Below are 12,289 nucleotides of genomic sequence, written 5' to 3' on the forward strand. Positions count from 1 at the left end.
GCGCGGGGTACGGTTCGGCGCCGACGCCTGCGACGCGCCGATCGCAACCCTGGTAAAAGCGCGCATCGCGCCACAATTGCGACAAGCTTTGCCGGGCACGCCCGTCGCGGCTGAAGCCGCTCCTACGACGCGCAACGGGCATAACGCGATGCTCAGCGCTCGCCGGACCACCCAATCCCGAATCCCCACTCCCGAATCCCGGCCTCTCACCGGCTAAAATGCCGCATGACCGATTTCGCCACCCTCTCCCTTTCCCCGGCGCTCGCGCCCGGCATCGACGCGCTCGGTTACACCGGCATGACCCCGGTGCAGGCGCAGAGCCTGCCGCCGATCCTGGCCGGCCAGGACGTCATCGTGCAGGCGCCCACCGGCAGCGGCAAGACCGCGGCGTTCGGCCTGGGCCTGCTGCACAAGCTGGATCCGGCGCTGAGCCGCGCGCAGGCGCTGGTGCTGTGCCCGACCCGCGAACTGGCCGACCAGGTCGGCAAGCAGTTGCGCAAGCTGGCCACCGGCATTCCCAACATGAAACTGGTGGTGCTGACCGGCGGCATGCCGCTGGCGCCGCAGCTGGCCTCGCTGGAGGCACACGACCCGCAGGTAGTGGTCGGCACGCCCGGCCGCATCCAGGAGCTGGCGCGCAAGCGGGCACTGCATCTTGGCGGGGTGCGCACGCTGGTGCTGGACGAGGCCGACCGCATGCTCGACATGGGCTTCGAGGAGCCGATCCGCGAGATCGCCAGCCGCTGCGACAAGCACCGGCAGAGCCTGCTGTTCTCGGCCACCTTCCCCGAGGAAATCCGGGCATTGGCGCGCGACCTGCTGAAGGAACCGGCGGAAATCACCGTCGAGGGCGCCGACAGCGCCCCGGAGATCGACCAGCAGTTCTTCGAGGTCGACCCCACCTACCGGCAGAAGGCGGTGGCCGGCCTACTGCTGCGCTTCACCCCCGAATCCAGCGTGGTGTTCTGCAATACCCGCAAGGAGGTCGACGAGGTCGCCGGGTCGCTGCAGCAGTTCGGCTTCTCGGCGCTGGCGCTGCATGGCGACATGGAGCAGCGCGACCGCGACGAGGTGCTGGTGCGCTTCGTCAACCGCAGTTGCAACGTGCTGGTGGCCAGCGACGTGGCCGCGCGCGGGCTGGACGTGGAAGACCTGGCGGCGGTGATCAACTACGAACTGCCGACCGACAGCGAGACCTACCGCCACCGCATCGGCCGCACCGCGCGCGCCGGCAAGCACGGCCTGGCCCTGAGCCTGGTGGCGCCGCGCGAGACCGCGCGCGCGCAGGCGCTGGAAACCGAACAGGGCCAGCCGCTGCGCTGGTCGCGCGCGCCGCTGGCGACCGCGCGGCCGGCGCAGTTGCCGCAGGCGGCGATGGTGACCCTGCGCATCGACGGCGGCAAGACCGACAAGCTGCGTCCCGGCGACATCCTCGGCGCGCTGACCGGCGATGCCGGGCTGTCCGGCGCGGCGATCGGCAAGATCGCCATCTACCCCACCCGCTCCTACGTCGCCATCGCCCGCGCCCACGCCGGCAAGGCGCTGGCGCAGCTGCAGGCCGGCAAGATCAAGGGCCGCCGGTTCCGGGTCGCCAAGCTGTGAACACGACGCAGCGGATCCTGGCGTCGCTGCAGCCGGACGAGGACGGCAACCTGTGGAGCGAGGCGGTGCCGGTGCCGTGGATGCCCGCCACCTGCTGCTTCGTGCTGGTGGGCTGCGACGCCGGCGACGTCCCGGCCGACGCAGCGCCCGCCATCGAGACCTTCCTGCAGCTCGACGCCGCGGTGTTTGCCGCGGCCGCGCCGCACGTGTTCGCCTACTACCGGCACACGCAGGCGCTGTGCGCCAAGTACGGATGGCCTTCGCCGGAGATCGCCGGCCCCGCCGAGGTGTGGGCGCACGTGCAGTTCGGCAACGAGGCGTATGTCGACCGCCACCGCGACGGCCGCCTGCGCATCAGCCTGGAATGCAACTGCGACTGGGAACAGGAACACGGCCTGCAGCTGGTGTTCGCCGACGACGGGCGGATCTGCAAGGTCGGTCCGTTCGATGGCCAGCTGAGCCATGCCGCCGCGCATGCCGACCCGGCGCTGGAGGACGTGATCTACCCGCATTGAACCGGCTGCCGGCGCGGGCGCGACCGCTTGCGGCCTCGCCCATGCGCGGCGCCAGCGTCGGCGTCAGTAGCGCAGCGGCGCGGTGAGCGGGATGTCCGCGGGCCAGCGCGCCCGCGCGCCGAGCCCGGCCAGTTCCACCAGCACCGTCGCCGCGACCACCTCGGCGCCCATCCGCTGCGCCAGCGCCAGCGCGGCCAGCAGGGTGCCGCCGGTGGCAAGGACGTCGTCGACCAGCAGCACGCGCATGCCCGGCTGCAGTGCATCGGCATGGATCTCGATGCGATCGCGGCCGTACTCCAGGCCATAGTCCTGGGCCAGGGTCTGCGCCGGCAACTTGCCGGGCTTGCGCACCGGCACGAACCCGGTGCGCAGTTCGTGCGCCAGCGGCGCGCCGAGGATGAAGCCGCGCGCCTCGATGCCCAGCACCGCGTCCAGCGGGGTGCCGCGCCAGGGCTGGGCCAGCGCATCCACGGCAGAGGCGAAATCCGGCCCGTCGGCCAGCAGCGGGGTGATGTCCTTGAACACGATGCCCGGTTTCGGGAAATCGGCGATATCGCGGATGCGGTCGGACCAGTGGGCCGGTGCGTCGCTGGGCGCGCCGCAACAGGAGGAATCGTTCATCGCGCGGTCGTATGGCGTGGGGAACCGCAAAGTCTAGTCGCAAGGCGGCACCGCGTCGCGGGGCCGCCTCGCCGGTCTACGGCTTACGCCGCCGCAGCGCTCGCGTCCTGCCGCGCCGGACCGTGGAACAGACGGCGCACCAATACGAAGAACAGCGGCACCAGCAGCACCGCCAGCGCGGTGCCGGTGATCATGCCGCCGATCACGCACACGCCGATCTCGCGGCGGCTGGAGGCACCGGCGCCGGTGGACAGCGCCAGCGGCAGCACGCCGGCCACGAACGCCAGCGAGGTCATCACGATCGGCCGCAGGCGCAGCCGCGCACCTTCCAGCGTCGCCTCGAGCAACGGCATGCCGGCGCGCTGCCGCGCTTCGGCGAACTCGACGATCAGGATCGCGTTCTTCGCCGACAGGCCGATCGTGGTCAGCAGGCCGACCTGGAAATAGATGTCGTTGACGAAGCCGGCCAGCGTGGTCGCCAGCACCGTGCCGACCACGCCCAGCGGGATCACCAGCAGCACCGCCACCGGGATCGACCAACTCTCGTACAACGCCGCCAGGCACAGGAAAATGAACAGGATCGAGGCCGTGTACAGCCACAGCGTCTGGTTGCTGGACAACTGCTCCTGGTAGGACAGCCCGCTCCACTGCAGGTCGAAGCCCTCCTGCTTGGCCACCAGCGCCTGCATCCGCTGCATCGCCTCGCCGGAACTGCTGCCGGCCGCCGCGCCGCCCTGGATCTGCGCCGCCGGCAGCCCATTGAAGCGCTGCTGCAGCTGCGGGCCGCGGGTCCAGTGGGTGCTGGCGAAACTGGCGAACGGCGCCATCTGCCCGCTGCTGCCGCGCACGTACCACTGCGCGATGTCCTCCGGCAGCGCGCGGTACGGCGCATCGCCCTGCACGTACACGCGCTTGACCCGGCCGCGGTCGATGAAGTCGTTGACGTAGCTGCCGCCCCAGGCGGTGGCCAGGGTCGCGTTGATGTCGCTCTGCGCCAGCCCCAGCGCGCTGGCCTGCGCATGGTCGATGTCCACCTGCAGCTGGGCCTTGTCGCCCAGGCCGTTGAGCCGCACCGCGGTCAGCTGCGGATCGTCGCCGGCGGCCTTGAGCACCTGCTGCTGCGCCTTCAGCAGCGCCGCGCGGCCGGCGCCGTCGCTGTCGCGGATCCACAGCTCGAAGCCGCTGGACTGGCCCAGGCCGCGCACCGCCGGCGGCGACAGCACGCTGATCTTGGCATCGCCGACGTCGCGGAAATGCGCGTTGGCGCGGTCGATGATGGCCTGCGCGGTGTTGTCGCGGTTGCGCTCGCCCCACGGCGTGAGCGCCACGAACGCCTGGCCGGCGTTCTGCCCGGTGCCGGCGTTGTTGCGGCCCACCACCATGAAGATCGCGGTCAGGTTCGCCTTCTCGTGGGTCATGAAATAGTCGCTGATGCGCTTGCCCAGGGCCTGGGTCTTGGCCAACGGCGTGCCTTCCGGGGTGGTGAACTGGATCTGCACCTGGCCCTGGTCCTCCACCGGCAGGAAGCCGGTGGGCATGCGCATGTACAGCACGACCATCGCCAGCACCACCAGCGCGTACAGCGCCAGCCAGCGCCGCGGCCGCTGCAGCACGGTGCCGAGGCGACGCTGGTAGGCCTGCTGGCCACGCTCGACGCTGCGGTTGAACCATTGGAAGAACCGGCCGAGCTTGCGCTCCTGCTCCACCGGCTTGAGCAGGGTCGCGCACAGCGCCGGGGTCAGCGTCAGCGCGACCAGCGCCGACAGCGCCATGGCCGAGGCGATGGTGATGGAGAACTGCCGGTAGATGATGCCGGTGGAGCCGCCGAAGAACGCCATCGGCAGGAACACCGCGCCCAGCACCACGGTGATGCCGATCAGCGCGCCGGTGATCTCGCCCATCGAGCGCTCGGTGGCCTCGCGTGGCGGCAGATGCTCCTCGTGCATGATCCGCTCGACGTTCTCCACCACCACGATGGCGTCGTCGACCAGCAGGCCGATCGCCAGCACCATCGCGAACAGGGTCAGCGTGTTGATGGTGAAACCGGCCGCGGCGAGGATGCCGAAGGTGCCCAGCAGCACCACCGGCACGGTGATCGCCGGGATCAGCGTGGCGCGGGCGTTCTGCAGGAACAGGAACATCACCACCACCACCAGCACGATCGCCTCGGCCAGGGTGTGCACCACGTTCTCGATCGAGATCCGCACGAACGGCGTGCTATCGCGCGGATAGGCCACGTCCAGGCCCGGCGGGAAGGTAGGCTTGAGCCGTTCGATGGTGGCGTGGATCGCGTCGGAGGTGGCGATCGCATTGGCGCCGGCCGACAGCGTCACCGAGAAGCCGGACGCCGGGTGGCCGTTGAGCGTGGCGTTGTTCTGGTAGTTCTCCGCGCCGATCTCCACCCGCGCCACGTCGCCTAGGCGTACGCTGGAACCGTCCGCGCGCGTGGCCAGGATGATCTGCCGGAACTGCTCAGGGGTCTGCAGCCGCGACTGCGCGGTGACCGTGGCATTGAGCTCCTGCTCGGCGCCGGTGGGCAGCGCGCCGAGTTCGCCGGCGGTGACCTGGGTGTTCTGCGCCAGGATCGCGCTGCGCACGTCGCCCGGCATGAGCTGGTAGGCAGTGAGCTTGTGCGGGTCCAGCCACACCCGCATCGCGTACTGCGCGCCGAACACGTTGATCTCGCCAACGCCGTTGATGCGGCTGATCGGGTCCTGCAGGGTGCTGACCAGGTAGTCGGAGATGTCGACGTTGTCCATGCGGTCGGTGCGGTCGTAGATCGCCACCGCCATCAGGCTGTCGCCCTGCGACTTGGCCACGGTCACGCCCTGCTGCTGCACTTCCTGCGGCAGGCGGTTGAGCGCCTGGTTGACCGCGTTCTGCACCTGCACCTGGGCGATGTCGGGATTGGCCGCCTGGTCGAAGGTGATGCTGATCCGCGCCTGGCCGGACGAGGAACTGGTCGAGGAGAAGTACAGCAGGTGGTCGATGCCCTTGATCTGCTGTTCGATCACCTGGGTGACGCTGTCCTCCACGGTCTGCGCCGAGGCGCCGTTGTAGGTCGCGGTGACGTTGACCGAGGGCGGCGCGATGTCGGGGTACTGCTCGATCGGCAAGGTGAACACGGCGATGGCGCCGGCGGCCATGATGCAGATCGCCAGGACCCAGGCGAAGATCGGGCGGTGGATGAAGAAACGCGGCAGCATGCCGGCTCAGCCCTGGCTGGCGGCAGGCGCGGCCGCGGCGGCGGTCTTCACCGTCACCTTGGCGCCGTCGCTGAGGCCTTGCCGGCCCGCGACCACCACCCGCTCGCCGGGCTTCAGGCCAGTGCCGACCAGCCAGCGGTCGCCGACCGCGCGCAACGTGGTGAATTCGCGCTGGCGCACCACGTTGTCGGCGCCCACCACCCAGGCCACCGCCTCGCCGCGCGGGGTGCGGTCCACCGCGGCCTGCGGCACCAGCAAGGCCTGCTGGCGCACGCCCTGCCCGACCAGCGCGCGCACGTACATACCCGGCAGCAGTTGCGCATCGGGATTGGGGAAACGCGCGCGCAGGGTCACCGCGCCGGTGGTCTCCTCCACGTCGAGGTCGGCGAATTCCAGCGTGCCCGGCAGCGGGTATTCGGTGCCGTCGGACAGGGTCAGTCGCACCTGCGTGCTGGCCGGCTGCACGCCGCCGGCGGCGATCGCCCGGCGCAGCGCCAGGAACTGGTTGCCGGACTGGGTGATGTCCACGTTCATCGGATCCAGTTGCTGGATCTTGGCGATGGCGTCGGTCTGGTTGGCGGTGACCAGCGCGCCCGGCGTCACCCGCGCGCGGCCGATGCGCCCGCCGATCGGCGCCAGCACCGTGGCGAAGCGCAGCTGCGTGCGGGCGGTGTCCAACGCCGCGCGTTGCGCGTCGCGGCTGGCCAGCGCCTGCTTGTAGGCGGCCTGCGCATCGTCCACGTCCTGCTGTGCGGCCAGTTGGGTCTTGCCGAGGGTGCGGTAGCGCTCGGCACGCAACGTGGCGGCGGCAAGCGTGGCCTCGGCGGTGGCCAGATTGGCCTGCGCCTGGTTGGCCGCGGCCTGGTACAGGGTCGGCTCGATCTGGAACAGCGGCTGCCCGGCGCGCACCGTGGCGCCTTCTTCGAACAGCCGCTGGCGCAGGATGCCGCTGACCTGCGGCCGCACCTCCGATTCTTCCGACGCGACGGTGCGCCCGGCCAGCTCCACGCTCAACGGCACGCGCTGCGGCTGCAGGGTCACCACCTCCACCGTCTTCGTGGCCGGCGCGGGGGCCTTGCCTCCGCCCTTGCAGCCGGCGAAGGCGAGCACGACGACGGACAGCAGCAACGGCAACGCGCAGCGGCGCTGGACGAGAGGCGCGGGCATGCGCTTGATCCTGGGGACGACGAGGAGGATCATTTAATTTACTCAAAGACAAAAAAACAAACATGAAGGGAGGCACAACCCTTCGCGGCAAGAATAAGCAGGCAGCGACCGCGACGCCCGCGTCGTCGGCATCGGGCACTCCCGCGCGGCCGCGCGGCCGGCCGGCGCTGGCGCGACCGCGCCTGCTGGCGGCGGCGCGCACCCTGCTGCTGGAGCATGGGCTGGAGGTGTCGCTGGAACAGATCGCCGGCCAGGCCGGGCTGACCCGGCAGAGCCTGTACAACCATTTTTCCAGCAAGGCCGAGCTGTTGATGCAGGTGTTCGAGGCCTTGAACGAGGAACTGCAGGCGCGCTTCGAGAACATCGGCAGCGCCACCGCGCAGGATCTGCCGGCGACCCTGCGGCAGATCGCGGTGACCGTGCCGGCGCACCTGTACGCGCCCGACGCCCTGCGCCTGCATCGCCTGCTGGTGCAGGCCAGCGCGCAGATGCCGGACCTGTTGCAGTCGCTGCACCAACGCCGCGCCGGCCGCCTGCGCGAGCGCCTGAGCGCCCTACTGCAATCCCTGCACGCGCGCGGCGACGTGCAGGTCGACACACCCTTCCTCGCCGCCACCGCCTTCATCGGTGCCACCTTCGGCTACGCGTACCCCGGCGCGATGCTCAACGGGCAGGCGCCGGACGCGGCCACCCAGCAGGCATTGGCGGAGGAAGTGGTGGCGACCTTCCTGGCCGCCTGGCGCTACCGCGGCGCGACGCCGCCCTGAGCGCACGCGCCGGTCCCGCTCAGGAGCTGCACGACAGCATCGAACAGCCGGCCCGGGTGCGCGCCCAGTCCGGACGCTTCGCCGCGAAGGCCTCGCGCCCTGGCTGCTCGTCGTAGGGATGCCGCATCACCTCGAGCAGGTCGTCGATGCCGCCGGTGTCGCCCTGTTCGGCCCGATCGATCGCCTGCTGCGCCAGGTAGTTGCGCAGCACGTAGCGCGGATTGGCCGCGCGCATCTTCTCCACGCGCACGGCGGCAGGCAACGGATCCTGCTGCAGCCGCTGCGCATAGCGCGCCAGCCAGCACTCGAACGCCGGCGCCTGCAGCGCCCGCTTGGCGGGGTCGTAGAACGCCTCGCCCAGCGCCGCCAGCGCCTGCGCCGGCGTCCACGGCTGCAGCGGCAACGCGCTCAGCCCGCGGAACCACAGGGTCATGTCGACCTCGCCCTGCTGCAGCAGGTCCAGCAGGTCGCGCATCAGCGCCAGGTCGGCGTCGCCGCAGTCCTGCAGGCCGAGCTTGGCCGCGATGTTGTCGCGCTCGGCCTGCGCGTAATCGGCGCGGAAGCGCTCCAGCCCGTCGTGCAGCGGCGCGACGTCGTCGAACAGCGGCGCCAGCGCCTGCGCCAGCCGGCCCAGGTTCCAGTAGGCGACCTGCGGCTGGGTGCCGAAGCGGTAGCGGCGCCCGTGCGCATCGGTGGTGTTGGGGGTCCACTCCGGATCGTAGTCGTCGATCCAGCCGTAGGGGCCGTAGTCGATGGTCAGCCCCAGGATCGACATGTTGTCGGTGTTCATAACCCCGTGCACGAAGCCGACCCGCATCCAGTGCGCAACCATGCGTGCGGTGCGCGCGCAGATCTCGGCGAACCAGGCCGCGTCGCGCGCACCGCCGGCGCCCTGAAGGTGCGGGAAATCGCGTGCGATCACCAGGTCGGCCAGGCGCCGCAGCAAGGCGATGTCGCCGCGCGCGGCCGGCAGTTCGAAACTGCCGAAGCGCACGAACGACGGCGCCACCCGGCACACCACCGCGCCCGGCTCGGCGCGCGGGTGGCCGTCGTAGAACATGTCGCGCACCACCGTCTCGCCGGTGCCGACCAGGCTCAGCGCACGCGTGGTCGGCACACCCAAGTGGTGCATGGCCTCGCTGCACAGGAACTCGCGGATCGAGGAACGCAACACCGCACGGCCATCGGCACCGCGCGAATACGGCGTGGGCCCGGCGCCCTTGAGCTGCAGTTCCCAACGCCGCCCGTCCACGCCCAGGACCTCGCCCAGCGAGATCGCGCGGCCGTCGCCAAGCTGCCCGGCCCAGTGCCCGAACTGGTGGCCGCCGTAGTTGGCCGCATAGGGCTGCATGCCCGGATAGCGCGCATTGCCGGCGAACACCGCGGCGAACTGCGGCGACCGCACTTCCTGCTCGGACAGCCCGAGCGAGGCCGCCACCTCCGGCGAATACGCCAGCAACCGCGGCGCCGCCACCGGCGTCGGCTCGACCGGCGACCACAGCGCCCCCAGCACCTCGCGGCGCCGCGGACCGGTTTCCGGGTCGCCAGGCAGTTCGGCGACGAAGCGATTGTCGAAATGCAAGGCGGACATGGGGCACAGCCTAGAAGTCGCAGGCTTCATTGGAAAGACCACAAGGTGAGCATACGGTGCACGCCCTGCGGCGCACCGGCCTCAAGAGCCCATCTTCCCTGGTATGCCGAGCCCCTCTCCCCCCGGGAGAGGGGTTGGGGTGAGGGTCAGTCGGCCACCAAGGCACAGCGCACGCGCGGGAAGCCACTCTTCTGCCAATCCCCACTCCCGAATCCCCACTCCCCGCCCCACCTCCACTCGCCGCCGACATCCCCATCGGGCATGCTCCGCGCTCCTCTCCGGGATCGCCCATGTCCGACCGTCCGTCTCCGCCCCGCTGGCCCCGCAACGCCCTGATCGCCCTGTCCTCGCTGCTGGTGTCGGCCTGCAGCAGCCTGTTCTTCGGTGGCCTCAACGCCAGTTCCTCCCGCCATGGCCTCAGCGAGCAGCGCGGGATCGTCTACGACGCCGCGCACGGCCTGGCGCTGGACGTATACCGCCCCACGGGGGTGCAGCACGCACCGGTGGTGGTGTTCTTTCACGGCGGCACCTGGAAGACCGGCAACCGCCAGAGCTACCGCTGGGCCGGCGAAGCGCTGGCGCGGCACGGCGTGGTCGCGATCGTGCCGGACTACCGCAAGTATCCGCAGGTGACCCTGGACGGCTTCATGCGCGACGCCGCCACCGCGGTGGCCTGGAGCCAGCGGCATGCCGCCGACTATGGCGGCGACCCGCAACGGCTGGTGCTGATGGGCCACTCCGCCGGCGCGCACATCGCCGCACTGCTGGCCACCGATGGCCACTGGCTGCAGGCGCAAGGCCTGTCGCCGCGGCAGCTGTGCGGCCTGGTCGGGCTGGCCGGCCCCTACGACTTCCTGCCGCTGACCGACCCGGACCTGATCGGCATGTTCGGCCAGGACCCGGCGCAGCAGCGGCGCTCGCAGCCGGTGAACTTCGTCGACGGCGACGAGCCGCCGGCGCTGCTGCTGCACGGCGATGCGGACACGGTGGTGGAGCCGCACAACAGCCAGTCGCTGCAGGCGGCGCTGCGACACGTCGGGGTGCCGGCGCAGCTGAAGACCTATCCCGGCGTCGGCCATATGCGCCTGGTGCTGGCGCTGCGCAAGGACGACCCGGCGCTGCCGGTCATGGGCGACAGCATCGCCTTCGTGCGCGCCTGCCCGGCGCGTCCCGCCACGCCCTGACCCGGCCAGCGCCGCGACCGACGCACGCCTGGCTCAGCTCAGTCCGCGCTGCCGAGCAACTCGAACGGGCCGCCCTGCTGCAGCGCGCGCTGGTAGGCGGGACGCTGCTCGATCCGCTGCACGAACCCGGCCAGGTTCGGGTGCGTCTGCAGGCCGATCCGCGCCGCCGCGGCCTGCACCGGGAAGCTCATCTGCACGTCCGCGGCGGTGAAGCGGTCGCCGGCGAACCAGCCGGTCTCGGCCAGCTCGCGCTCCATCCAGTCCAGGTGCAGGCGCACCTGCGGCCCGACGAAGCCACGCATCGCCTTGTCGACGATGGCCTTGGCGATCGGCCGGGCGAAGAACGGCATCTTCGCCGAGCGGATCCGCCCGAACACCAGGCTCATCAGCAGCGGCGGCATCGCCGAGCCCTCGGCATAGTGCATCCAGTAGCGGTAGCGCAGGCGCTCGGGTGAATCCAGCGGTTGCGGCGCCGGCGACAGCGTGCAGCCGGTGTCGTAGCGATCCACCAGATAGTCGAGGATGGCGCCGGACTCGGCCAGCACATGGCCGTCGTCCACCAGCACCGGCGATTTGCCGAGCGGATGGATGGCGCGCAGTTCCGGCGGCGCCAGCATGGTCTTGGGATCGCGCTGGTACTTGACCACCTGGTACGGCAGCGCCAGTTCCTCCAGCAACCACAGCACGCGCTGCGACCTGGACTGGTTGAGGTGATGCACGGTGATCATGGCGACGGCTCCGGAACTCGGGGGCGGCCATGGTAGCCGGATGCAGGTGTGAACCCGCGCATGCAGGCGCATCGCCGCTGCGCCCGCGACATGGCCACGGTGCCGCCGCAGGCGACGCGACCGACGCCCGAGACAACCGATCGCCCAAACAAAAACGCCGGAAGCTTGCGCTTCCGGCGTCTGGCAACCTTGCGGTGGCGGACGTCCTTAGACGGCCTGCACCTGGTCAGCCTGCATACCCTTCTGGCCCTGCACGGCGACGAAGGTCACCTTCTGGCCTTCCTGCAGCGACTTGAAGCCGGTGCCCTGGATGGCACGGAAGTGCACGAACAGGTCCGGGCCGCTTTCCGGGGTGATGAAGCCAAAACCCTTGGCATCGTTGAACCACTTCACGGTACCGTTCTGACGCTCAGCCATTTGCTAACTCCTGAAACATTAAATTGAAGAAATCGCAGCCATCGGAAATCGAGGCCGAGACTGAGTTGCAGGCGTTAGTAAAGCGAGCGGAACGATGAAGTGGATCGCGAGATCTACTGCACCAAGCCACGATTCACAGTGACTCTAGCAAACACAGTGGGGCCACCATACGCGGGTCGCGATCAAAAAGCGACATGTTTGTGTAGACAAACCGGGATCCACCACAAGGAAGCTGAACCTCACCCTAAAGTTAGCGCTAGCGCGGCCGATCCCCATGCCGATCCGCGAAAACTGCGCAAAGACGGCACTGTGCCGGGCAACGACGACTGACCCGCCGGGGACTGCCGATGCCTCGCACCGCGCTCCGCCCCCTCGCCCGCGGGGCCGCTTGCTCGCCGCCGCCACGTCCGCCTGCGGGCCTCCATGCACGCATCCATCCGGGATCCGGGCCGTCAGCGCCGCCGCACGCCGTATCCTATGCGCCCTTCGAT

At 70.2% G+C, this 12,289-nt stretch carries 10 protein-coding genes; 4 read left to right on the forward strand and 6 right to left on the reverse strand.

The genetic code is table 11. The features are described from left to right. The first annotated feature begins 225 nt into the window (after nucleotides 1-225). Entirely contained in the window at nucleotides 226-1,602 is a 1,377-nt protein-coding gene (gene dbpA, locus M3U25_RS07635; RefSeq protein ID WP_355496686.1) for an ATP-dependent RNA helicase DbpA, read from the forward strand. Then, nucleotides 1,599-2,117: a hypothetical protein gene (locus M3U25_RS07640; protein ID WP_355496683.1), complete on the forward strand. Its 519-nt coding sequence runs from the start codon at nucleotides 1,599-1,601 to the stop codon at nucleotides 2,115-2,117. The genes dbpA and M3U25_RS07640 overlap by 4 nt, the downstream gene beginning before the upstream one ends. A 63-nt stretch (nucleotides 2,118-2,180) precedes the next feature. On the opposite strand, the gene M3U25_RS07645 is transcribed toward M3U25_RS07640, so the two are convergent. The 3 genes from M3U25_RS07645 to M3U25_RS07655 form a co-directional block, all read right to left on the reverse strand. Beyond that, the gene (locus M3U25_RS07645) at nucleotides 2,181-2,738 is read right to left on the reverse strand and encodes an adenine phosphoribosyltransferase (RefSeq protein ID WP_010340234.1); all 558 of its coding nucleotides are present in this window, start codon (nucleotides 2,736-2,738) and stop codon (nucleotides 2,181-2,183) included. An 83-nt stretch (nucleotides 2,739-2,821) separates the two neighbouring features. Further along, nucleotides 2,822-5,944: an efflux RND transporter permease subunit gene (locus M3U25_RS07650; protein WP_355496678.1), complete on the reverse strand. Its 3,123-nt coding sequence runs from the start codon at nucleotides 5,942-5,944 to the stop codon at nucleotides 2,822-2,824. 6 nt (nucleotides 5,945-5,950) lie between these two features. Beyond that, the gene (locus tag M3U25_RS07655) at nucleotides 5,951-7,111 is read right to left on the reverse strand and encodes an efflux RND transporter periplasmic adaptor subunit (protein WP_355496675.1); all 1,161 of its coding nucleotides are present in this window, start codon (nucleotides 7,109-7,111) and stop codon (nucleotides 5,951-5,953) included. Between the two features lie 62 nt (nucleotides 7,112-7,173). On the opposite strand from M3U25_RS07655, the gene M3U25_RS07660 reads away from it, so the two are divergent. Then, on the forward strand, nucleotides 7,174-7,878 hold the full coding sequence (locus tag M3U25_RS07660) for a TetR/AcrR family transcriptional regulator (protein WP_355496672.1): 705 nt from the start codon (nucleotides 7,174-7,176) through the stop codon (nucleotides 7,876-7,878). 19 nt (nucleotides 7,879-7,897) lie between these two features. On the opposite strand, the gene M3U25_RS07665 is transcribed toward M3U25_RS07660, so the two are convergent. Beyond that, nucleotides 7,898-9,469: a protein adenylyltransferase SelO gene (locus M3U25_RS07665; RefSeq protein WP_355496669.1), complete on the reverse strand. Its 1,572-nt coding sequence runs from the start codon at nucleotides 9,467-9,469 to the stop codon at nucleotides 7,898-7,900. 290 nt (nucleotides 9,470-9,759) lie between these two features. Between M3U25_RS07665 and M3U25_RS07670 the strand changes: the two genes are divergently transcribed. After that, nucleotides 9,760-10,653 (forward strand): alpha/beta hydrolase, encoded by an 894-nt coding sequence (locus M3U25_RS07670; RefSeq protein WP_355496666.1) that lies wholly within the window; start codon nucleotides 9,760-9,762, stop codon nucleotides 10,651-10,653. Between the two features lie 38 nt (nucleotides 10,654-10,691). Here the strand turns inward: M3U25_RS07670 and M3U25_RS07675 are convergent, their stop codons facing one another. Continuing rightward, nucleotides 10,692-11,381, reverse strand: coding sequence for a glutathione S-transferase (locus M3U25_RS07675; protein ID WP_160945979.1), 690 nt, complete (start codon nucleotides 11,379-11,381; stop codon nucleotides 10,692-10,694). Nucleotides 11,382-11,588: 207 nt separating this feature from the next. Continuing rightward, nucleotides 11,589-11,798: a cold-shock protein gene (locus M3U25_RS07680; protein ID WP_242160754.1), complete on the reverse strand. Its 210-nt coding sequence runs from the start codon at nucleotides 11,796-11,798 to the stop codon at nucleotides 11,589-11,591. Nucleotides 11,799-12,289 lie beyond the last annotated feature (491 nt).

Source organism: Xanthomonas sp. PPL134, from assembly GCF_040595915.1.
In the GTDB taxonomy this organism is placed as follows: domain Bacteria; phylum Pseudomonadota; class Gammaproteobacteria; order Xanthomonadales; family Xanthomonadaceae; genus Xanthomonas_A; species Xanthomonas_A indica.